The organism is Alicyclobacillus contaminans DSM 17975, from assembly GCF_000429525.1.
Lineage (GTDB): Bacteria > Bacillota > Bacilli > Alicyclobacillales > Alicyclobacillaceae > Alicyclobacillus_A > Alicyclobacillus_A contaminans.
On record NZ_AUCA01000019.1, the window covers coordinates 1 to 20,219 of the forward strand.

29 protein-coding genes are annotated in these 20,219 nt (G+C 57.2%); 5 read left to right on the forward strand and 24 right to left on the reverse strand.

All coding sequences use genetic code 11. From position 1 onward, the window contains the following. Positions 1–91 precede the first annotated feature (91 nt). Positions 92–1,660, reverse strand: a complete 1,569-nt coding sequence (locus tag G463_RS0108375) for a UvrD-helicase domain-containing protein (protein ID WP_084171408.1) — start codon at positions 1,658–1,660, stop codon at positions 92–94. On the opposite strand from G463_RS0108375, the gene G463_RS0108380 reads away from it, so the two are divergent. After that, a complete protein-coding gene (locus tag G463_RS0108380; RefSeq protein WP_026974811.1) occupies positions 1,552–2,241 on the forward strand; it encodes a metallophosphoesterase in 690 nt (229 codons plus the stop codon). The genes G463_RS0108375 and G463_RS0108380 overlap by 109 nt on opposite strands. Before the next feature lie 104 nt (positions 2,242–2,345). On the opposite strand, the gene G463_RS0108385 is transcribed toward G463_RS0108380, so the two are convergent. Both G463_RS0108385 and G463_RS0108390 read right to left on the reverse strand, forming a co-directional pair. Beyond that, positions 2,346–2,615 (reverse strand): hypothetical protein, encoded by a 270-nt coding sequence (locus tag G463_RS0108385; protein ID WP_026974812.1) that lies wholly within the window; start codon positions 2,613–2,615, stop codon positions 2,346–2,348. A gap of 51 nt (positions 2,616–2,666) precedes the next feature. After that, entirely contained in the window at positions 2,667–3,410 is a 744-nt protein-coding gene (locus G463_RS0108390; RefSeq protein WP_026974813.1) for a class I SAM-dependent methyltransferase, read from the reverse strand. Positions 3,411–3,561: 151 nt separating this feature from the next. On the opposite strand from G463_RS0108390, the gene G463_RS0108395 reads away from it, so the two are divergent. Next, on the forward strand, positions 3,562–3,903 hold the full coding sequence (locus G463_RS0108395; protein WP_026974814.1) for a hypothetical protein: 342 nt from the start codon (positions 3,562–3,564) through the stop codon (positions 3,901–3,903). Here the strand turns inward: G463_RS0108395 and G463_RS0108400 are convergent. The 6 genes from G463_RS0108400 to G463_RS0108425 form a co-directional block, all read right to left on the reverse strand. Further along, positions 3,900–4,220, reverse strand: a complete 321-nt coding sequence (locus G463_RS0108400) for a rhodanese-like domain-containing protein (protein ID WP_026974815.1) — start codon at positions 4,218–4,220, stop codon at positions 3,900–3,902. The two genes, G463_RS0108395 and G463_RS0108400, sit on opposite strands and share 4 nt — an antisense overlap. A 71-nt stretch (positions 4,221–4,291) precedes the next feature. Beyond that, on the reverse strand, positions 4,292–5,119 hold the full coding sequence (locus G463_RS21700; RefSeq protein ID WP_051322100.1) for a C40 family peptidase: 828 nt from the start codon (positions 5,117–5,119) through the stop codon (positions 4,292–4,294). A gap of 69 nt (positions 5,120–5,188) precedes the next feature. Then, the gene (locus tag G463_RS0108410; protein ID WP_051322101.1) at positions 5,189–5,902 is read right to left on the reverse strand and encodes a S1C family serine protease; all 714 of its coding nucleotides are present in this window, start codon (positions 5,900–5,902) and stop codon (positions 5,189–5,191) included. Positions 5,903–6,037: 135 nt separating this feature from the next. Further along, positions 6,038–6,385, reverse strand: coding sequence for a DUF1450 domain-containing protein (locus G463_RS19485; RefSeq protein ID WP_051322102.1), 348 nt, complete (start codon positions 6,383–6,385; stop codon positions 6,038–6,040). A 262-nt stretch (positions 6,386–6,647) separates the two neighbouring features. After that, complete coding sequence (locus G463_RS0108420; RefSeq protein ID WP_026974817.1) at positions 6,648–6,827, reverse strand: hypothetical protein; 180 nt, start codon at positions 6,825–6,827, stop codon at positions 6,648–6,650. 71 nt (positions 6,828–6,898) lie between these two features. Then, entirely contained in the window at positions 6,899–7,705 is an 807-nt protein-coding gene (locus tag G463_RS0108425) for a DUF2797 domain-containing protein (protein ID WP_425387064.1), read from the reverse strand. Positions 7,706–7,810: 105 nt separating this feature from the next. On the opposite strand from G463_RS0108425, the gene G463_RS19490 reads away from it, so the two are divergent. After that, positions 7,811–8,476 (forward strand): PrsW family intramembrane metalloprotease, encoded by a 666-nt coding sequence (locus G463_RS19490; RefSeq protein ID WP_051322103.1) that lies wholly within the window; start codon positions 7,811–7,813, stop codon positions 8,474–8,476. A 1-nt stretch (position 8,477) separates the two neighbouring features. Here G463_RS19490 and G463_RS0108435 read toward each other — a convergent pair whose 3' ends face one another. Continuing rightward, positions 8,478–8,843 (reverse strand): hypothetical protein, encoded by a 366-nt coding sequence (locus tag G463_RS0108435; protein ID WP_026974819.1) that lies wholly within the window; start codon positions 8,841–8,843, stop codon positions 8,478–8,480. A gap of 390 nt (positions 8,844–9,233) precedes the next feature. Between G463_RS0108435 and G463_RS23150 the strand changes: the two genes are divergently transcribed. Continuing rightward, positions 9,234–9,398, forward strand: a complete 165-nt coding sequence (locus G463_RS23150) for a hypothetical protein (RefSeq protein ID WP_169725448.1) — start codon at positions 9,234–9,236, stop codon at positions 9,396–9,398. Positions 9,399–9,457: 59 nt separating this feature from the next. Here the strand turns inward: G463_RS23150 and G463_RS19495 are convergent, their stop codons facing one another. Beyond that, on the reverse strand, positions 9,458–10,153 hold the full coding sequence (locus G463_RS19495) for an SIR2 family NAD-dependent protein deacylase (RefSeq protein WP_169725449.1): 696 nt from the start codon (positions 10,151–10,153) through the stop codon (positions 9,458–9,460). A gap of 116 nt (positions 10,154–10,269) precedes the next feature. Here G463_RS19495 and G463_RS0108450 point away from each other — a divergent pair, with 116 nt between their 5' ends. Beyond that, positions 10,270–10,689 carry a helix-turn-helix domain-containing protein gene (locus G463_RS0108450; protein WP_026974820.1) on the forward strand — a complete coding sequence of 140 codons (420 nt, stop codon included), beginning with the start codon at positions 10,270–10,272 and terminating at the stop codon, positions 10,687–10,689. Positions 10,690–10,699: 10 nt separating this feature from the next. Here G463_RS0108450 and G463_RS0108455 read toward each other — a convergent pair whose 3' ends face one another. The 13 genes from G463_RS0108455 to G463_RS19510 form a co-directional block, all read right to left on the reverse strand. Next, positions 10,700–11,149, reverse strand: a complete 450-nt coding sequence (locus G463_RS0108455) for a hypothetical protein (RefSeq protein WP_026974821.1) — start codon at positions 11,147–11,149, stop codon at positions 10,700–10,702. Positions 11,150–11,209: 60 nt separating this feature from the next. Then, on the reverse strand, positions 11,210–11,374 hold the full coding sequence (locus G463_RS23155) for a hypothetical protein (protein WP_169725450.1): 165 nt from the start codon (positions 11,372–11,374) through the stop codon (positions 11,210–11,212). 13 nt (positions 11,375–11,387) lie between these two features. Beyond that, a complete protein-coding gene (locus G463_RS0108465) occupies positions 11,388–13,154 on the reverse strand; it encodes a sensor histidine kinase (protein WP_035486374.1) in 1,767 nt (588 codons plus the stop codon). Beyond that, positions 13,151–13,888, reverse strand: a complete 738-nt coding sequence (locus G463_RS0108470) for a response regulator transcription factor (RefSeq protein ID WP_051322104.1) — start codon at positions 13,886–13,888, stop codon at positions 13,151–13,153. The genes G463_RS0108465 and G463_RS0108470 overlap by 4 nt, the downstream gene beginning before the upstream one ends. 45 nt (positions 13,889–13,933) lie before the next feature. Beyond that, positions 13,934–14,758, reverse strand: a complete 825-nt coding sequence (locus tag G463_RS19500; RefSeq protein WP_084171412.1) for a pseudouridine synthase — start codon at positions 14,756–14,758, stop codon at positions 13,934–13,936. Positions 14,759–14,843: 85 nt separating this feature from the next. Next, entirely contained in the window at positions 14,844–15,392 is a 549-nt protein-coding gene (locus G463_RS0108480) for a spore maturation protein (protein WP_026974824.1), read from the reverse strand. Continuing rightward, on the reverse strand, positions 15,392–15,982 hold the full coding sequence (locus G463_RS0108485; protein ID WP_026974825.1) for a nucleoside recognition domain-containing protein: 591 nt from the start codon (positions 15,980–15,982) through the stop codon (positions 15,392–15,394). Before G463_RS0108485 ends, G463_RS0108480 begins: the two co-directional genes overlap by 1 nt. Before the next feature lie 102 nt (positions 15,983–16,084). Beyond that, positions 16,085–16,501, reverse strand: a complete 417-nt coding sequence (ytfJ, locus tag G463_RS0108490; RefSeq protein WP_026974826.1) for a GerW family sporulation protein — start codon at positions 16,499–16,501, stop codon at positions 16,085–16,087. Continuing rightward, the gene (locus tag G463_RS22260) at positions 16,410–17,138 is read right to left on the reverse strand and encodes a DUF2953 domain-containing protein (protein ID WP_169725451.1); all 729 of its coding nucleotides are present in this window, start codon (positions 17,136–17,138) and stop codon (positions 16,410–16,412) included. The genes ytfJ and G463_RS22260 overlap by 92 nt, the downstream gene beginning before the upstream one ends. 67 nt (positions 17,139–17,205) lie before the next feature. Then, entirely contained in the window at positions 17,206–17,763 is a 558-nt protein-coding gene (gene scpB / locus G463_RS0108500) for an SMC-Scp complex subunit ScpB (RefSeq protein ID WP_245575753.1), read from the reverse strand. Between the two features lie 8 nt (positions 17,764–17,771). Continuing rightward, positions 17,772–18,512, reverse strand: a complete 741-nt coding sequence (locus G463_RS0108505; RefSeq protein ID WP_026974829.1) for a segregation and condensation protein A — start codon at positions 18,510–18,512, stop codon at positions 17,772–17,774. 3 nt (positions 18,513–18,515) lie between these two features. After that, positions 18,516–19,133 (reverse strand): site-2 protease family protein, encoded by a 618-nt coding sequence (locus G463_RS0108510; protein WP_026974830.1) that lies wholly within the window; start codon positions 19,131–19,133, stop codon positions 18,516–18,518. Positions 19,134–19,207: 74 nt separating this feature from the next. Next, positions 19,208–19,993: a spermidine synthase gene (locus tag G463_RS19510; RefSeq protein WP_156900144.1), complete on the reverse strand. Its 786-nt coding sequence runs from the start codon at positions 19,991–19,993 to the stop codon at positions 19,208–19,210. Positions 19,994–20,219 lie beyond the last annotated feature (226 nt).

The following is a 20,219-nucleotide window of genomic DNA, read 5'->3' on the forward strand; positions in this document are numbered from 1 at the left end:
TGTTCTCACCGTTTGCCGCGCCGTCACCGGAGCGACAATGTGTAATATACCACGCCACACATCTATCGTCAACATTATAAATCCTGGCAGTTCATCCATCGAAGCCAGCTTCCACACAGAATCTCAGCGGCTGCACCCGGACACCCCCAAATCGCTTGGGGACATGAATATACAGGGCATGGCGAGCCCGTGTCATCGCAACGTAGAACAATCGGCGTTCTTCTTCCACGCTGCGGCCGTCCAGTTGGCCTCGCCAGTACGGATTGTCCTCTACGGCGTTGATGAGGTGCACCTCATCCCATTCGCGGCCCTTGCTGTCGTGGAACGTCCGAACTTCAAAAAACCTGGCTGACTGAATGCCGCACAATGTGTTCAAATCCGCCAGCTCTGCCCGAGTCCGAGCGAGCACAGCCACAGTCGTGTGCACTCCGTTGGAATTTGACCGAGTGCGCAGGAAATCTGCCAACCAGCGTGCCTGCGCTCGTTCGTCCCTGTGCCGGATCAACTCACACGTACCAAGTTCCTCAGACGATGTGGACATGGGCTTTGCCACGCGCATTCGATTGTGAGCAATGAGTGTTGCTGCCGCAGTGACAATGCTCCTATCTGACCGAAAATTCACGGTCAGTTGATGCTTCGCTGAACCGGGTACCAGTTCAGTGAAACGCAGCAGCCACTCTGGTCGGGCACCCCGAAAACCATAGATGGACTGATCGTCATCCCCAACCACAAACAACCGACAATCCCCAGCCGTCATCAGGTCCTGCAAAATCCACCATTGGATTGGATTCGTGTCCTGAAATTCGTCCACCAGCACATATTTGATGGCAGGCAGTGGTTGTGAAGGATGTTTCGCGCGAAACGAGCACCACGTTTCGAGAATATCGTCAAAGTCCCAACGTCGAGCCGTTCGCTTCAGGTGCTCATACTCCATCTTGACTTTCTGAAGCGCACGCGGTGCAGGCGCTGGCGGCCAGGTCGATCTGACCAAACTCATGGAGGCAAGCACGTCGCGCGCATGGATGGCGGACATTCCAGCCTTGCGCACGGCGCGGCGGATGAAGTCCAGTTGCTCCGATTCACGCAAGATCAAGGGAATGTCCGGGTACTTTGGAAGAAGCCAATGAAACACAATCGAGTGAAAGGTACCAACCTGAACGGATTCCGCCTGTCGCAGCGTGATGTTCGGCAACTGCTTCAATCGATTCTTCAATTCCAAACTCGCCTGGCGGGTAAAGCTCACTGCAACCATCTCCGAAGGAGACACTCGATTTGTGCGCACTACATACCCAATGTGATGCGTTAGCACGGACGTCTTCCCACTGCCCGGTGCAGCAAACACAACCCGATTTTGTACATCGGCATAGACCACCCGCATCTGCTCATTCGTCCACAACGCGCAGCCCCCCCTTTCGATTGATTCCATCTTACAACCGCATCCGGATGACCACCATGACGCGAGGGAGACTTCCGTATCAGACAGGCCATGTGAACGACTGGATAGAAAACGGCGTACCGTGATATGCTCGTCCAGAGAAAGGAGCCTCCAGAATGGCTTGGTATGCACTGGGTGACGTGCACCTCGGATCGTCAGTGAATAAACCAATGGGGATCTTTGGTGAGAAGTGGGAACAACATGAGCAAAAAATTGCCGAGGCATGGCGCCGCGTGGTTGAGCCGGACGACTTCGTATTGGTTCCGGGCGATATTTCGTGGGCCATGACCTTGCAAGAAGCGGAGCCGGACCTTCAGTTTCTCGGCCAATTGCCAGGACAGAAGGTGTTCGTTCGTGGAAATCACGATTATTGGTGGAATGGTATCGGAAAGGTTCGAAAGATCCTGCCCAGCGGATGTTTCGCCATCCAGAACGATGCCATATCGCTTGGAAACTACGCCATCGCAGGATCGCGAGGTTGGCTGCTTCCAGATCATCCTAAATTCACCACTGAAGACGAGACCATTTACCGCAGAGAGATTGGGCGACTTCAAATGTCTCTGGAGCGAGCCGCAGCATTCAACCAACCGATTGTTGTAATGATGCACTATCCTCCTTGCGGTGTTCACGGAGACCCCACCCCGTTCACCGAATTGATGGAGGAATTCCAAGTGCGCCTGTGCGTTTACGGACATCTGCATGGCGCAGCCCATCGCTTTGCCTTCGAGGGTGCCTTGAACGGCGTAGACTACCGATTGGTGAGCGCAGATTACGTCGAATTTGCTCCGGTGGCCCTGCCCCTGTAACTTCATCGGGACGCCGCACACCCATTCTTGAAATCCACAGCCGGGGCTGTCCTGTGCATCGCCGCAGTGGCACCGGCAGGTACAGCCCTGGCTCTGCCAACGCATCAATGGGGGGTGCGGTGACTGCGCTGACTGTGCGCCTGTGCCTGATAAGACCTCCCGTGTCTCGCCAATGCCACCGTTTTCTCCAGCGCGGATACCGCTGTACCGGCGAGATGTTGAATCCGTTGCAGCTGTTCCGCTTGCAGGGAAGAATCGTTGTCCACCGTCCGCAGATGAATTTTAGCAATCCGCTCCATGTCTTGGACCGCACGCACCGCCTCCGACACCAATCCGGATATCGACTCGAAGCGCTTCTCCTGTTCCTGATGCATCGTCCCTGCCTCCTTGCTACCGTATCAGGACTACCATCCCCGACTGCGACGTCAGCTATGCGCCAGCGGTTTTCGCATGACAAAGATTCCGTATCCCAAGCTGTGATGATGTTGCTCCATCCATTGGGCGTTCATCGTCAAGACGTCCAACACATCCGCGTCCAGGAAGGCCGTGTCGTCCGCCAGATGCGGATCGTCCATATCCGCGGCCGCGCCCGTGCCCATCATATGCGGGCGGACAGAGCGGGTCTCAACCACGTGAACATCCCGAAATCCCGCGCGATGATAATACGCTTTCCATTCAGATGCATAAGGGACCACGCGAGCCCCGTACACGTCTTGTGCTGATTTCTTCCATTCCGGAGTCACTGGCCCCAACGCCAACATCTCCACATCCGCGTACCATCCACCCGGGCGCAGCACCCTGCAGTACTCCTTCAGGGCTTCGTTGGGGTTCAAAAACACGTTCACCGATTCCGTATAGACCACGTCGAAGGATTCATCCGAGAATGGCAGCGCAGTGGCATCGGCCACCCGCCAGTTGGCAGGGACGCCCTCCCGACGAGCCCGCTCTCGAGCTTTGCTGATCATCTTTGGCCGAATATCCACGCCGTGGACCGTACACCCTGTCCAGCGCTGGATGTTCAACAGCGTTGTGCCGGTGCCGCACCCCACTTCCAACACGGACATGTCCCGCGACCACGGAATTTCGCGCACCCACCGCCGTGTGCTGTCATGTCCCCCGGGATGGGCGGTGCCCACACCGAGTACCGCAAGTGCATCCTGGTAATCCATCCTATATCCCTCTCCCCCCGTCGGTACCGGTCAGCGTCGCCAATAGGATATGTGTGCCGGCGTTCGGTGGGCCGGGCGGTTGTTCGCGGGTTGCATTTCGCTCCGATTGCCGGTAGAGTTCGAACAGACAGCAAAAGGGGGACGTCTGCCTGTGGATATCGGAATTGAAAAAGTGTATGTGCTGCATGTCGAAGAGGAGAATGACTTCCTGTTCACACCTGTCGGATTGGTGATCGTATTGGAAAACCGCCACTACAGCCTGTACACCATCAAATCGGAACACAACCGCTACCGTAACGCCATCGCAAAGCACGCGTGGAAAGACCTTGAAAATGGGGTTCAATTTAAAGGGGCCTCGTATCGGTTGGAGGATGTCACGCCCAGCATGCGCGAGCAGGGATGGACGGGCGCATCCGCCATCCCTGCGATACTGGGCCACTTCTACAAGACAAAGACCAAATATTTCTACTTCCTGCAAACCTATTTCTCTTAATGCTCCAAGTCTCCGTCCCAAGCCAACATGCCGCCGTCAAAATTGCCCACATTGGAAAAACCGTTCTGTTTCAGATACGTCGCGACCTTCTGAGATCGGTTGCCGCTTCGGCAGACGAATACATAGGGTGCTTCCGGATTCAGTTCGGTCATCCAATCGAGCAACTCCTGCATCGGCTTCAACGGAACACCGGGAATATGACCCGCTGCGTATTCTTCTTCCGTACGCACGTCGATGACGGTCGCCGATTGTTCGCGCAAAATGGATTTCAACTCGTCCTTCGAATACTGCGTTACACCATCTTTTTCATACGCCATGGTCATCACCTCGTCGTCATCACCGCTCTGCGCGCGGACTAATGGTATAGTGACATCCCACAGCGGCGAAGTCAACAAATCGGGCGCCGCGCGCCCAGGAAACGAGTCGCGTAATAATCGGCGCTGAGTCGACTGACAATCACCCCGGAAGTCGAGTTGAGCGCCTGAACCATCAGCCCGTTGCCCACGTACATGCCCACGTGGGACGGACCCGCTGCATCTGTACTGAAGAAAAGTAAATCTCCCGGTTGCAGACTGCCCACCGCCACCGGAGTGCCCACTGTGTACTGTTCAAACGATGTTCTCGGCAGTGCAATCCCGAATTGGGCGTATATATACTGTACGAAACCGGAGCAATCAAACCCAGTACCCGGAGACGTGCCGCCGTACCGATAGGGAGCACCGAGAAAACTCAGCGCCAATGCGGCAATTCTTAATTCCAGTGGCGATCCAGCCCTGGCCGTCAGCAATCCCGCCCCTTCGCGGGACGTCAGGCGCGTGCTGGCACGCGGCGCATTTTGCCCCTCTTTGGCGCCTGAGCGCATCGGGCGGTTTTCCTCAGCGGCCTGCGCTGACTTGCGCGCTTGCAGGAGCTGTTGACGGCGCCCCGATACCGCCGCTGACCGGGACAGGGCCTCGTCCTGCACAATGGGCAGCAGTGCGTTTCCAGATACCGCGTAGTGCACCACCGGCGGTTGGCCGGCGGATTGGAGACGGCGAAACATCGCGTACAGGTCTGTGGTGCAGACAGTTGGACGCTGTGAACCTGTCGTGGCGTTCGCCGCAGACGCATGAATCGCTGTACGCGCTGTATTGCGCACGCTCCCGTGTGCAGGTGCGGAAATCGCGCCGGCGGCGACCAGTGCCGTCGAGGTTAGGGTGGCTACCCGCCGAACCACAGCATCTCCCCCAGTGAATCAGAATGAATTGCCTTATGTGTACGCTGAGGTTCCTCGTCCGTATGCGCCCTATGCCTTCAAAATGCGCGAAATGGCCTGTCTCAACACGTCCGCCGAAATGGCGAACCCAATCCCCTGGGAACTCTGACTCACGGCGGTGTTCATGCCAACCACCTGGCCGCGCAGATTGATCAGCGGTCCGCCGCTGTTGCCTCGGTTGATGGCCGCATCGGTTTGGAGGAGATTCGGATATTCCCGGTCTCCGATTTGCAGAGGTCTGTCCACGGCACTGATGATGCCCACGGTGACCGTGTGGTCCAGTCCGAGGGGCGAACCAATGGCCATCACCCATTCTCCGACTTTGGCATCTTTGGACCGACCGACCTTCAGAATCGTGTCCGGCACAGAGATGGGGGCTTTCAGAATGGCGATGTCGTGCTTGTAGTCCGTACCAACCACCGCGGCTCGCACCGGCGCCTTTTTCCCAAGAACGCGAATGAGAATCTGAGACGCCCCGTGCACCACGTGTTCATTCGTCAAGATAAATCCACGCGGATCGAAGATAAATCCTGTACCAATGTTCACGGAACGTTGCGACGCTTCCTGCCCTCCGTTCCAGGGTGTTGCAAACGGAAACAGGCGGGTCTGCGGTGAGGATTGATGAACAACCTCGATGCCCACAACCGCCTTCTTGAAGCGTTCGACCAGTTGTACGAAGTTCGGCAGGGTTGTCCCCGGTCCCCGCGCCCCCCTCTGCACTTGCCGCTTCCCTTGTTGTGCCATCCGATTCACCTCGCAGGTATGGAGGACTGGTGTGCTGTCTTAGATCGTATTCGGTGAATCCACCAACAGTGAGGTATCCTCACCGGAATCCACGATGGCCCACCCTGCGAGGGACGAATAAAAAACACCCCGTCGTCACGAGGTGCTTTCTTTGGCGGATGGTCCTTTGGCGTCCTGCGATTGGACTTGTTCATCTCGGCCGCCGACCACCGCTGCGTATGTGCCGGGGAGTGCCGGCTTGGTCAAAAACGATGTGCCTTGTTCGAGCTTCCGGTACAATCCGCGCGGATCCCGCGCAGCAATGACCGCCTGATTGCGAAGAGCGAACGGAACATCGGTGCAAAGACCACAGTAATCCACGCATTCCTCAACCTGCATGTCCGCCTCAGGACACGTACTTTGTAACGCGTCGAACACAGCTTGCGAGTGCGCTTTCAGATTCTTTGCGCACCATGTAATTTTCATGGCCGAAGGCACGCTCATCACAACTCCTCCGCTACGTCATCCCACTCCCATCATACTTCAATTGGAACGAGGACGTAAGAGGATGTTCCACAGTTCGTACAATTCGCAACATGAACGCACACATCGCAGGGTTCCGCGAGCCCCATCGCCGCGCTCGGCTCCTCGTAAGGGCTGTACGGCCCGACCAGGTCCTGCAGCCGCGGCTGGTCAGGCACGAGTTGCGAACACTTTGGACAGGAGGCGGTCCATTGCAAGCATCCATTGCACAGCGGACAACCGGTCACCACGCTGACCGCTCCTGACGCGAATAGCGAACGCCGTAATTGCCCTTGCGGGTGCGAAACACCTGCACATATACGTTGGGCACGCCCCTTAGGACATAGTCGTCTCTGACGCACATGGCGACATACGATGCCACAGATTTTGAATCGTAGAGCCGTGCTTCATAAATCCACGACATCCTGACGTCTCCCCCTTTTCAGGGGTATTGTAACCGCTCCGAACGACGCTCATCCGGCACCTCATCCGGATTCAGTCACAGACGGTCACCTTGACTTCGTAACCGCTGTGCTTTTTCACATTCCATACGCCGGAGTCGAGCAGCAGGTACTGACCTTTCACGCCGTACACGCGCCCGCTGACCTCCGATACCTTGTCCAATGACACGGATTTCGTCTGGATGTCCACGTCCTCCAGCCTCGGGTAGCGGAACTCATGGACCTCCCGCTCATCCGCCAGAACAAATGCCCGGAACGCCTCCGGAAGGTTGGCCGCCACCTCGTCCTTGAGCGCGCCGAGATCAATCTCCGGCGGCGCCGTTTCCCGAAGCATCTTTCGCCAGTCCGTTTTATCCGGAAGCGATTTTGCAATTTCCATTTCCAACTCGCCCGCCAGCTTTCGGGTCGGCAATTCCGCAAACAAAATGGCGCGCATCGCCCCCTGATCCACCCACCGCGTGCGCTGTCGTCCTTTTCTGGTCAATCCAACCTTGACGCCGCTCGAATAGGCCAAGTAGACATAGTGGGGAATCATGCAATGTGCCTCGGCGAAATCCGCATCGCGACAGGTGCCCAGATGAAAGTGGCACTCATGCGGCTTTACAATGCACAGGTCGCATTCCGCCAATGTGGTCACACAGGGATAACAATAGCCATTTTGATACAACTTCTTTACGCTTCTACCGCAATGGATGCACCGCTTGCTTCCAGACGCCGTGATTTGGATGGTTTTCCCCAACCAGTCATCCATCGGCGCCACACCGCCGTCGGTTGCAAACTGATACCGCACCACCTCATCGGCGGAATGCTGCATCTCGCGCAGGTAACCGCTCAACTCCACGTGCACATCGTCCACCTACTTTTCTGCCGGATCGCATGACAGCCGAATCACTGCCGCATAGTAAGGACACCGGGAATTTTCACCGCTGCCAAAGGAGGCCGCCCCATGCTCTACGTATGTCTTGCCGCGTTGCCGACACTGCTTCTCATATCCTGGCTGTATACCCGCGACCAACTGCACCCTGAACCGAAGCGCAACGTCTACCGCCTGTTCCTGCTCGGCGCCGCGATCGTACTCCCGGCGGGATTGCTCGAACGCGCACTGCTGGAGACCAGCTTTGACGGCCGGCTCGGACGTCTGCCGGCGCTGTTGGTGACCGCCTTTTTTGTCGCAGGACTAGTCGAAGAATTCCTCAAGGCGGCCATCGTCGAACGGGCGGCCGTGCAGCGCGGATGGATGAAATCGCCCATCGATTGCATCGTCTACGCCGGTGCCACCGCCCTTGGCTTCGCTACGGTGGAAAACATCTTGTATGTGACCAGTTCTGGATTCAGCACAGCCATCTTACGATCCGTGACCGCCGTTCCCGCCCACCTCATGTTCGGTGTTCTCATGGGCACCTACTTTGCTCAATCTCTGTGGGGGGGAAAGACGCGCGCTCTGGCGTATGTGGTTCCCGCGCTCGCTCACGGACTGTATGATGCGTTCGCCCTGTCCAACAGTTGGCTCGGCGATGGATTGCTGTTCACCTACCTGATTGTGCTGCTTGAGCGGACATTGCGCCGAGTGGACTGGGCTGAGAAACAGTCGGAAAATCTAGCGAGGATCTGACCTACCGCGTGTCGTAGCCATCCTGACCAAACGGCTTCGGCCCTTCGGCGACCCCGTCGAACGTCATCAACCACCCGCGCGATGCTTTATAAATCACAATCTTTACGGACTCGTCCAACATATGCATTTGAAACAGATTCAAATCCGTCTTCACGAACGGACTCAGGTGTTCGTCCTGCAGGCGGATGTTCAGCGTGCGCTGAACGTCCGACGCCGGCACGGGAATTCCATCGTGGCCGCGAAAGGACTCCCACTCGATGGCCGGGATCCAATGTTCTTTGCGGACCTTATTCCGAAGCTGTTCATACAGGTTCCGAATCATGCGAGCCTTTCGGCTGTTGTCGCTGATAAAACTATATCTAAGCATTTCTGCACGCCTTCCATCTGCAAGGGGCCGCACCTGCGCCCATCCTTCTGGATGACTGCGGCAGATGCACCGCCAATTGGGACATCCTTGCTGTTGATGATACTCAAATCCAACGAGACTCCGCAACCACATCCATTGTGGTCAACGCCAACCCCACCTGAAACAAAGCGAACGCCCCCTGTGGTAAACCAACCAGATTAGGGGGCGTTCAAAGGATATGGGAAAGTCTGACCCTATTATAGCGAACCCTCATGAAGATGAAAATAGGTAAATCCTAGTGTTTCGACAAATTCTATCACCCATCCTCGATTTTTCCCCTTCTCTGATACGTTGAGTTGTTCGAAACTTCTGTGTATTATGGGGGTGAAAAGGTTTGGGAGGTGGGCTTTCATGTTCAAGTATTACACGGGCATCGCCATCATGTGTGTGATTTTTGCCGTGCTGTCCCTGTTCTTCTCCCAACACGCAACACGACTCGCCGCTATTTTCCTCGGCATGTCTGGTGCTTTCGTCGCCATCGCGTTCGTCACCGGAGATCCGAAGTCCAGATGGTAGGCGCGCCCTCGTTCTCCATGGCGCCGCAGGCGACATCAGTCGGACTTCACTTCACCCCTTCAGCCGTCTTGGGCGGGTGTTTGGCAAAACAGGGGCAGAATGTCCTCTGCAGCTTCATTCACCCACACCACCGTGGCGCCGTTCGCTTCGGCAACGCCCGGCAACTGTCGCGCGGGAGCATCCTGAAGCGCGGTCCCCACGATGAAGACCAGTTCGGATCGGCCCACCCAATCCACCGCGCGACTGAAATGACGCACCTCCTGCCCCCTCAACACGATGCCAGGTTCTAAAACGTTTCGACATTGTGTACACCGAGGAACGTCTGCCGCAAACGCCAAGCGGCTGGAGAAAATCCGCCCGCAGGGGCGACACACCAACTCCCTGAAATTTCCGTGCAGTTCAATCACGTGTTTCGATCCGGCATCTCTGTGGAGCCCATCGATATTCTGCGTCACCACCCATGCCCCCATCGCGGCCAACGCCAGGTGGGCGGCGTTTGGCTGTGCCTGTCGCCATGTGCTCAACGCTTCGCGATATAGCTCATAGTATTTGGATGGATTGGTTTGAAGCAGAACTGGTTCGAAAAACTGGCGCAACGGTGTGCCGTGAAGGTCATCATTCAACACCGGCAGCCCACTCGCGACGCTGATGCCGGCACCGGTCACCGCGGTGATGAATCGCGCACGGCGAAGAACGGGCTGGATTATCGGCAATACATCGGGCGCATGGCGGGCATCCAATTGAAACGAAGCCAATATTCACAACCCACTTTCAATAATTTAATAAAATTTAACTAATGTTCTTTACAAACTCTATGGAAAATACTACATTAGTGGTGACAACACAATTCGTCACAAAGGAGGAAAAACCATTGGACTCCGACAAAGAAACCCTACACTTTGGTGACAAAATTCGACAACTACGCCTCAGACACCGTTGGTCGCAACAGGAACTGGCGCTTCGTTCGGGCATCTCAACGCCCCACATTTCTTCGTTGGAACGCGGCAAGCGCCATCCATCGCTGGAATATGCAATGCGCCTGGCCAACGCTTTGGGAATTTCCCTGGAAGTCCTCTGTGACGACGCGGAGCCAGTCACTCCGCCGAAAATGAAATCGTCCCCGGAGGAACTTCCCATTCACTTGCAGAACTTCATTCTGAATGAGGCGTCCACGCCGTATCTGCAGGCTGCTCATCAGATGAGCACGCTGTCCAAGGACGCCCGCGAATTCTTGACGAAGCTCATTCAAATCATGGCCGAACATTACAAGCGTACCAAACCATACCTTTGAGAAAGGCCGTTCATACCAATGGATGACTGGTGAGTGTGAATGCCACCACTTGATCAGCGAACAATGCGAGGTGGCGAAATCGGCACGTTCGCGAACCGGACTTCATTTCGGCATTCACCAAGTGCACGACGGCTCCCGTGTCGGACGGCGTCAATTGATCATCCCGTTCCGCGTAAAGCGACCACAGTTCCGTACGCAGGTGGGAGACGGCAGACGCGACATCCAGATCCTCGACAACATCCACATCCAGATTTTCTTCATAAGTGTCAGCTATGTCTGCCAATTCCCCTTGAATTAGCCCGGCATTCGTTAGCAAAACCGCATAGGTCGTTCCATGTTGCGCGCGACACCGCTGTTCGAGAATGCGCAACGACTCGACCGTGCTCCACTTCATCGATAGACGGTGCTGCAACGGTTTTGGCAGTCCGCGCCAAGTCTGTGGTTCCGACGGTTTGTCCACCGGCCCAACCTCCTTCGACCCATGATGCAGAACAGGCGCCGAGAGCGCCTGTTCCCGTGATCACCAATGCATTTTCACCCCATAACGTCCCTTTGACGTTCGGTACACGCCAATGTACTTTGGCACTGATCGAAACAGCCAGCCTTCGGCATCCTCAATGCGGGCCTTGAGACAATCCGCCTGGAATTTCGTATTCACCAGTCGCAGGTAGTATACCCAGCCCACCGAAAAGTCCTCCTCACGCTCGGTCGTTATCTTCATCCGCAGGAGTCAAAGGGTCGCCCGGAAGCGTCACCGTGAACGTGGTCCCTTGTCCCAGTTGACTCTCCACCGCAATGTCTCCGCGATGTTCCAACACGATATGCCGAGTGATGGCCAATCCCAGGCCAATTCCCGAGTTGCCCCGCGTGCGCGCTTTGTCAGCTTTATAAAATCGTTCCCATATATACGGCAGATCTTCCACCGGGATGCCGGACCCGGTGTCCGCGACCCAGACCTTGACGCTGCCTCCTGCCGCTTCCATGCCCACCGCGACGCGACCGCCCGATCCGGTGTGACGAATGGCGTTGTCCATCAGATTGGTGAAGACTTGTTCCAGCCGATCCGGATCTCCGCGCACCCAAACCGGGTGAACCGGAATCTCCGTGACAAGTTGAACGCCCTGCTCCAGTGCCAATGCTTGGAACTTCCGCCTGACTTTGCGCACGGTTCGGGTCAAATCCAGGTGTTGAAAGTTCATTTGGAACTGTCCGGACTCCAGTTGCGCCAGATCCAACAGGTCATTCACCAAGCGCTTCATGCGCAGCGTTTCGTCGTGAATGATGTCCGCCAACTCCCGCCGCTGTTCCGGATTATCTCCGAATTCATCCTGCAACGCCTCCGCGTATCCCTGCATCATGCTGAGCGGCGTGCGCAGTTCATGCGACACATTGGCGATGAAATCCTTGCGAAGTCTGTCCAGTTTCCGCTCTTCCGTCACGTCCCGCAGCACACCCACCACGCCGCGCAGGGTGGTACCGTCCGCCTCGTGCAGAGGGGTCATGGTCACCACCACGCTGCGCCCCTGCACGGCAATTTCCCGCACCACAGTGCGCCGCTTGGCCACCGCCTGGTCCATGATGTCCTGAATCCCCGCAGGCAGCGTTCTCTCCGCCCCATCGGCCCCATCTCTCAAGCCGAGGTGCCCAAGCATTCGAAGCGCGGGCGGATTGGCCAGTGTGATGGTGCCAGACAACGTGGCCGCCACCACACCGTCCTCCAAGGACTTCAGAATGCTGCTCAGCTGATCCGTCTCCATGGTGAGGGCGGCGATGGTTCGCTCCAGCTGTCCGGCCAACGCGTTGAATGTTCGGCCGAGACGGCCCACCTCATCGTTGGTCACGACCTGAATCTGGCCGTCAAAATTCCCGTTGGCCATCTGCTCCGCCACGCGGTTCATCTGTACCAGTGGCCTTGACAAATTTTTGGAGACCACAAAGGCCAAACCTGTGGTCATCAGAACGCCCAGCACACAGGCGAACAAGATGAGGTTGCGCATTCGGACCATCGGTCCATTCAACACACTCATCTGCTGCGAGACCACCTGCAGACCGGTGCCCTGATTTGAGTGCACCAACATGTAAACGGACACTGTCTCGCCGCCGCTGGTCGATCCGCGCACCGTCACGCTTTCCCCCGCCTGCAGCTGATGCTGCTGCTCTGCGGTCAGAGCCTGGTAGGCCCGGGTCAAATCTTGATTTGATTGATATGGAACAGCAATCTGAATCCGCGCATCTTGGACACTCGCCAGCTGATTCGAAATTTGGAGCGCCTTCGCCAGCGTGTTGTCTTCCAACAGCACGTGAATCGTTTGTGATAGGCGCGTGAGCTCCCGGGACTGTTGGGCGTACACGTAATTGTCGAAAAACTGCTGAAGCAGGACCGACAGCAGGACCCAAACAAGAATGACCATGCCGACGATGGTCACCCACAATTTTGCAACGATGCTGTTTCGAACCTGAATCACGACGCTACCTCGAATTTATACCCAACGCCCCACACGGTCACGATATACTGGCTCACCTTGTCAGATGCATGTCCCAATTTTTCGCGCAGTCGTTTAATATGCGTGTCCACAGTCCGTTGGTCACCATAAAATTGATAGTTCCATACATCCCGTAGCAATTCCTCGCGACTGAACACTTTATCTGGTCGCTGGGCCATGTACACCAGCAGATCGAACTCTTTCGGCGTCAGACTGATCTCCCGTCCAACCACCTCCACGCGCCGGGCGTCGATGTGGATCTGGAGATCCGGAAAGGTCAGCACCTGCTGCAACTCCGGTTTGGCGTGCTCAGGTTCCCCGGAACGCTTGAGCAGGGCCTTGACCCGCATCACCAGCTCCCGGGGACTGAATGGTTTAACGACATAATCATCGGCCCCAAGCTCAAAGCCGTGAATACGCTGCACCTCATCCCCGGCTGCGGTCAGCATAATAATGGGGGTATCGGACTGTTGCCGAATTTGGGCGCAAACATCCCGGCCATCCATTTTCGGCAGCATCAAATCAAGAATGATCAACGCATACGGATTCGACAGCGCCATTTCCAGGGCCTGCACCCCGTCCGCCGCCTCTTCCACGAGAAACCCGCTGCGTTCCAGGTACATCCGCACCAATCGGCGGATGCGCTCCTCATCATCCACCACCAGAATTCGTGTTGCGTCCACTGACTTCCCCTCCGTCCATTCCCTGGGATCCATTATGCCGTGAACGGCTCCCTGCAGCAACTGCTTGTCCTCGACCGCTCAACGGCTTCGTTTTGCGCCTCCGAAACGCTTTTGCCCGACGGCATTCCGCCCGCGGTCACGCGGCGACGACGCCTTTTCCCTGGTGGAGAATGGATACGGCGGAGCAGGCAAGTTCGCTGCGGCATACAACGCCTGCCATTCCAGTTCGGTCAGCCAACGCCATTTCCCCGGCGGCAGCGTGCCGAGCTCTAGAGGCCCAAACTGTACGCGCTTCAATCGCTTCACCGGATTGCCCACCGTTTCAAACATCCGTCTGACCTGCCGATTTCGCCCTTCGTGGATGCGAATTTCCACCACCGACTCCAATGGGTGCTGCCGCAGCACCGTCACTTCCGCAGGCGCAGTCACTCCATCCTCCAGGCGAACGCCCCGCCGCAACTGATCCAGCGCCTCTCGTTCCACCAGGCCGAGCACCGTTGCCCGATACACCTTGTCCACGTGATGGCTGGGATGCAGGAGCCGGTGGGTCAGATCCCCATCATTGCTCAACAACAATAGGCCGCTCGTCTCATAGTCGAGCCGCCCCACCGGATAGACCCGCTCTGCAACGCCCTCGATGAGCTCCATCACTGTTCGCCGGCCCTCCGGGTCCACCACGGTGGTCACATACGACGTGGGCTTGTGCAGCACAATGTTCACCGTTCGCTGCACGGTGATAACCTGGTCGTCCACGGCAATGGTATCTCGGCCAGGGGTCGCTTTGACGCCCAATTCCCGGACCACCTTGCCATTCACACTGACGCGTCCCGCCAGAATCCACTCCTCGGCCTTTCGCCGTGATGCGATGCCCGCTTGGGCCAGAATCTTTTGCAGTCGTTCCAATCGCAGTCGCTCCCCGTGGCGAAAATGTGTACTCTGTACATTATATCCATATCCGCCACCGAGAATGGAGCATTTTGCAGATCGTTCAATGCGCGGGCATCGGCCCCATGAACCAGTAGACCGCCAGCACGCTGGCGAGGACGCTGACCAAATCCGCCAAGAGTCCCACCTTCAACGCGTAGCGGATATTCCGGATGCCGACACTGCCGAAGTACACCGTGATGATGTAGAGCGTGGTGTCCGACGCGGCCTGCATGGTCGAGGCCAGTTGTCCCAACCAGGAATCAGGTCCCTTCGTTTCAAAAATGTGTGTCATAAACGCCAGTGACCCCACGCCGCTGATGGGTCTCAACAGGCCCATCGGCGCCACTTCCGGTGGTATGTGCAGCCACCGCAGTACAGGCGTCAGCACGTGCACAACGCCGTTCATGGCGCCGGACGCCTGAAAAACCGACACCGCCACCATCATCGCAATCAAATGTGGAATCAGCCGAATGGCCGTCCCAAATCCCGACTTGGCCCCGTCGACAAACGCGTTGTAGATTGGAACGCGGCGAACGAATCCGGTCACCAGAATCACGGTCACCAACAGCGGCAGTATCCACGCCGACAACGTGGCAATCAGAGCCTGCATCAGCGCTCACCCCGCCGGGACCACACGCGGAACCATCGGTCGAGCACCACCGCCGCCAGGGTGCCCATTGCCGTCGCGACAATGGTTGTGCCCACGATGGCGGTGGGATTGGCCGATCCGTACTGCATTCGAACCGCAATCACCGTTGTCGGAATCAACGTGATGCTCGCCGTGTTCACCGCAAGCAACGTGCACATCGCATCACTCGCCGTATCCTGCGTCGGGTTCAGCTTCTGCAATTCAGCCATCGCCTTCAGTCCCAGCGGCGTTGCGGCATTGCCGACACCGAGCAGGTTCGCGCTCATATTCATCAAGATCGCACCCATCGCTGGGTGATCCGGAGGTACCGAAGGATACAGAAAGGTGCCGACCGGTTTCAGAATCCGGGCCAACCCGTTCACAATTCCGGCACGCTCAGCGATGCTCATCAGTCCCAACCAGAATGAAATGACGCTGATGAGCCCGATGGACAGTTCGACGCCGGTCTCCGCCCCGCCGATGATCGCTTTGGATACCCCATCCACGCGTCCGGTGGCCAGAGCCGTCACGACGCCGCTGACAAACAACAGCAGCCAAATTACGTCAATCAAGCTGGCACCTCCCCCAGACATTCCGTCCATGATCAGGGTATGCCAGCTTGTTCGACATTAGGACAAACCATGTGCAGTGAGAAGCCACGACGACTGCGCGAGTTACATGGGACGGGACGGGGGCGCCGATTTCTCTTGGTTGCTTCGCAGCATGGCCTGTATTTTATCGACCACGACCGGCGCCATATCGATGATGCGGTCGTAGAGCTGGTTCTGGTTGTCCGTGGACAGCAACCGGACATTATTTCCATTCACAATCAGAAAGCCAATCGGATTGATGGACACGCCGCCACCGGATCCGCCGCCAAATGGATGCTCACCTCCGCCATTGGCAGTGCCTCGCTCGCCAGCGTTGAATTCGCTCCCCCCCGCCGCGAATCCAAAGCCAACGCGCGAGACCGGAAGTATCACCGTGCCATCCGGTGTTTCAACCGGATCGCCGATGATGGTATTGACGTCGACCATCTCTCGAATGTTCTCCATGGCCGTCTTCATCAGTCCCTGGATTGGGTGATCCATCCTTTGTCCTCCTTCTCCACACGCGCATCAGACGCACTGCTGTAAGCATAAGGTATCCGGCGCGCACAGTCGCTATGCACTCCATCTCGACGTCAAACCGCGGCGACTGGAAGTCAGCGTCCAGCTTGATGGTGGGGCGCGTTTGCCAACGCGTCCACTGCGTCATTCTTCCGAGGGCGGCTCCGACCGCGGTCCACAGAGCGCCATACGCGATACCGGTTGTCACCGCATCCCCCAGACCGATGCATCCTTCCAGGCGGAACTCCTGAATGCGCACATGCCGAAGGAGCGAACTCTTGAGCGTTCTCCAAGTGAATGCCGACACATTGAGCCAGTGGCGCCAATGGGTGAGCACATTCCAGACCTCTTCGGCGGTGACCACGGTCTTTTCAGGGGCGTTCGCCGGCACGTCGTGATTGGCTTGCACGGCTGGACCCTCCCGACTGTACACCAATTGAACGCTCGTGATGCGTCGACGCACGCGGATGAAGCCGAACAGTGCGGAGGCGCGGACGAAACCTTCTGTGTGTTTGTCTCGTTGCACCACTTGAAAGCGGATGTGGACGCAAAGCAGGGCTGCCAGCGCCAACAGCACCACCAGAACGAGACACAACAACAAACCGACTCGCAAGATCAAGAAAACCGTCCCCTTCACTTGGACGGTTCTTAGCGTGTCCCAAACGCTGCCCAATATGCCAGTTTGATTAATCTCGCGGCAACGCCGGGGTGAGTTGGAATAAATTCAGATCTTGGGCAATCTCCGGCTCCTCTGGCAGAGGAGGCAAATCTTCCAAACTGCGAAGCCCGAAGGTTTGCAGGAACGTCGGCGTGGTTCCATACAGAATGGGTCGCCCTGGCCCTTCCTGCCGCCCCACTTCCGCAATCAACTGTCGATGGACGAGGGTTTGCACGGCTCGGTCGGACTGGACACCGCGAATGGCTTCAATCTCAATCCGCGAGATGGGTTGTCGGTACGCGACAATGGCCAGCACCTCGAGGGCAGCGTTGCTGAGGTGACTGGAGGTCGGCGCGGTGGCCAATTTTCTCAGATACATCGCGTGTTCGGGTCGCGTCACCAACTGCCAAACACCGGCCAGTTCCACCAATTCGATGCCGCCGTTGCGATCCCGGTACTGATCCTGCAACTCGCGGCACACCTGCAGCGCCTCGTCCGTGGACAGCTGAAGGACGTCCGCGATTTCCACCAGACTCAATCCGTCGCTCCCGGCGGCAAACAAAACCGCTTCGAGTGGGCCTGTCATGGAGAACATCATCCTTCCGCAGCCTCCTCCGTCAGCACGATTTCAATGTCGCCGAACGCGAGCAACTGTCGGCAGGCAATCCGTCCCGCCTTCATCAGCTCCAGCACGGCCAGAAACGCGGTCACCAGGGCGTGGCGGGTTCGGGCATCCTGTACCAATTGGAAAAACGTTGTCCGTTGCAGGATGCGCATCCGCCGCATGAGCTTGTCCATCTCGTCATCTACGGACAGAACCACCCCTTGAATTTCCGCGACGCGCTCTTCCTGAGGGATTCTCCGCATCAATTTCCGGAACGCGTCAACCAAATCCCAGAGCGTCACCCCGGTGACCGGCGGCGGAGCTTCCGGCGCGTACGGCCGAAGATCCAAGGGAGGTCGCGAGAACACTTGACTCTGCAGCACCCCGCGTTCCCGAAGCTGTGCCGCTGCCCACTTGGCCCGCTGGTATTCCACCAATTGCTGGACCAATTCATCGCGCGGATCGCCACTGTCCTCATCCTCGTCGTCTCCACTCTTCGCTGGTCGCGGCAGCAGCATGCGACTCTTGATGGCCAGCAGAGTGGCGGCCATGACGAGAAACTCGCTGGCGATTTCGAGGGATAACTCTTCCATCGCCCGGAGGTAGGCAAGATATTGATCCGTGATCTTGGCGATGGGAATATCAAAAATGTCCACTTCGTGTTTTTGAATCAGATGCAGCAACAGATCCAGTGGACCGGAAAACTGATCGAGAACAATGTCGTACGCCATAGTTCAAAATCCTAAAATCAAATTCGCCAACCAACCGGCAACCGCGTTCAACAAGGTGCCAAAGATGGCATTGCGCGTCTGCGGCAGCATGACGAGCAGCAACATAATCAGTGGCGCGTAAAGCTCCAGTTTTCGGTATTGAAACTCCCAGCGATAGGGCAAAAAGCTGTACACAATGCGCGACCCATCCAGCGGGGGGACTGGGATGAGGTTGAAGATGAACAGGGAAACGTTCACGACGAACGACCACCACAAGAGTTGTGGCATGAAACCCATGTTAAAGTTCATATACGGCCGAAACAGCAGCAAACTGACAACCGCCAGCAGCAGATTCGATACGGGGCCCGCGAAGGCAACCAACGCTGTGCCCACGCGCGGATTCTTGAAGTTGGATGCGTTGATTTGCACTGGACGCGCCCATCCAAACGGTCCAAAGAGGATCATCAACAGCCCGATGGGCTCGAGATGCGCCACCGGGTTCAAGGTGACCCTGCCCTGGTGTTTGGCCGTTTTATCGCCCAGCAACAACGCGGTCCAAGCATGGGCGAATTCGTGAATCACCAAGCCGACGACGATGGCGATTAAACGAAAAATAAAATCCTGCCCGAATAAACTGTACACACATCCTGCTCCTTTGTCCGACCCGGCGCAGTGCCAGCCGTGCCAGCGTCTTATGTGCCCCATTATAGCATGAATCACCATTGACGCATTCGCCGCGGCCACCACAACCGCTCCCAGGGCTGCAAAAATGATGACGATTTGAGAGAAGCTCTCCAGATCAACGGATAATCCCTGGTCTTCGCAAACACACCGAGCACGTTCTGCTCTGCGAACGGCAGCGCTGGACCAACCGGTAACAGCGCGATGCTCTCAAACCACGATTGCGCGGCTCGAATCCACTCCAGCACGCGGCCCCGCAAGGGGAAGCTGGTGATGAAATTCATCACCGCCACACCGTCCGCCGTAGTGGCGGCCGCCACGACTTTGGCGAAGGCCGGATCGAGACAGGGGCTGTAAATGCGATTGGAGAGATACGCGTCCACGAACAGAGTATCGACGGTCACGTCCGTGTGGCACAGGAATGCGACACCGTCTCCGACCCAATAGGACACGTCTCGATGTGAAGGCGCGCCGAAGTATTCGATGGCAATCCGGATCACCTGCTCGTCCAATTCCAGCCCGAACATCTCGCAATCTGGATGCAGGGCGCGGACCACGCTCAGCGCGGTGCCGCTGCCCACGCCGAGCGCCAGAAACGATTGCATCGATCGCGATTCCGCCACTGCGGCGAAGGCGCGCTGATACGGAAACACCGGCCGCCGTGCGCCGGCCAGGTGCATCGCTCCCTGCCAGCCGCCTCCTGCGCCAAAGCGCAGATATCGGACTCGTCCCCGCTCAATCACTTCAATCTGTTCATGCACCGTTCCTGAGGTCATGTGAATCACTCTGTCCGCCATCAGACAACCGTTCCCCTCTGTCATCGGATGACAACGCTCACCCGCGGGTCGGAGCTCTGCGCTTGGTCAACCGAGTGCTTGTAAAATCACCGCGCCCCCTGCAAGGCCGGTCGCTGCCAAAAACGAGACAGATGCGGCCACAGGGGACGAACGACACCAATGAACGTCTGAAACATACCAAAGTAACGGAAAAAACGCGGTAGAAACAGCAGGAAATTGAGCACCGAAGTCACCACCTCTTGGACAGTCG

Excerpts from the sequence above, each read along its gene's own strand:
- G463_RS0108380 (WP_026974811.1), top strand. The coding sequence starts at position 1,552 with ATGGCTTGGTATGCACTGGGTGACGTGCACCTCGGATCGTCAGTGAAT.
- G463_RS0108375 (WP_084171408.1), bottom strand. The coding sequence starts at position 1,660 with ATGCCTCGGCAATTTTTTGCTCATGTTGTTCCCACTTCTCACCAAAGA.
- G463_RS0108385 (WP_026974812.1), bottom strand. The coding sequence starts at position 2,615 with ATGCATCAGGAACAGGAGAAGCGCTTCGAGTCGATATCCGGATTGGTG.
- G463_RS0108390 (WP_026974813.1), bottom strand. The coding sequence starts at position 3,410 with ATGGATTACCAGGATGCACTTGCGGTACTCGGTGTGGGCACCGCCCAT.
- G463_RS0108400 (WP_026974815.1), bottom strand. The coding sequence starts at position 4,220 with ATGGCGTATGAAAAAGATGGTGTAACGCAGTATTCGAAGGACGAGTTG.
- G463_RS0108410 (WP_051322101.1), bottom strand. The coding sequence starts at position 5,902 with ATGGCACAACAAGGGAAGCGGCAAGTGCAGAGGGGGGCGCGGGGACCG.
- G463_RS19485 (WP_051322102.1), bottom strand. The coding sequence starts at position 6,385 with ATGAGCGTGCCTTCGGCCATGAAAATTACATGGTGCGCAAAGAATCTG.
- G463_RS0108420 (WP_026974817.1), bottom strand. The coding sequence starts at position 6,827 with ATGTCGTGGATTTATGAAGCACGGCTCTACGATTCAAAATCTGTGGCA.
- G463_RS19490 (WP_051322103.1), top strand. The coding sequence starts at position 7,811 with ATGCTCTACGTATGTCTTGCCGCGTTGCCGACACTGCTTCTCATATCC.
- G463_RS0108435 (WP_026974819.1), bottom strand. The coding sequence starts at position 8,843 with ATGCTTAGATATAGTTTTATCAGCGACAACAGCCGAAAGGCTCGCATG.
- G463_RS23150 (WP_169725448.1), top strand. The coding sequence starts at position 9,234 with ATGTTCAAGTATTACACGGGCATCGCCATCATGTGTGTGATTTTTGCC.
- G463_RS0108470 (WP_051322104.1), bottom strand. The coding sequence starts at position 13,888 with ATGGATCCCAGGGAATGGACGGAGGGGAAGTCAGTGGACGCAACACGA.
- G463_RS0108480 (WP_026974824.1), bottom strand. The coding sequence starts at position 15,392 with ATGCAGGCTCTGATTGCCACGTTGTCGGCGTGGATACTGCCGCTGTTG.
- ytfJ (WP_026974826.1), bottom strand. The coding sequence starts at position 16,501 with ATGGATCACCCAATCCAGGGACTGATGAAGACGGCCATGGAGAACATT.
- scpB (WP_245575753.1), bottom strand. The coding sequence starts at position 17,763 with ATGACAGGCCCACTCGAAGCGGTTTTGTTTGCCGCCGGGAGCGACGGA.
- G463_RS0108505 (WP_026974829.1), bottom strand. The coding sequence starts at position 18,512 with ATGGCGTACGACATTGTTCTCGATCAGTTTTCCGGTCCACTGGATCTG.
- G463_RS19510 (WP_156900144.1), bottom strand. The coding sequence starts at position 19,993 with ATGACAGAGGGGAACGGTTGTCTGATGGCGGACAGAGTGATTCACATG.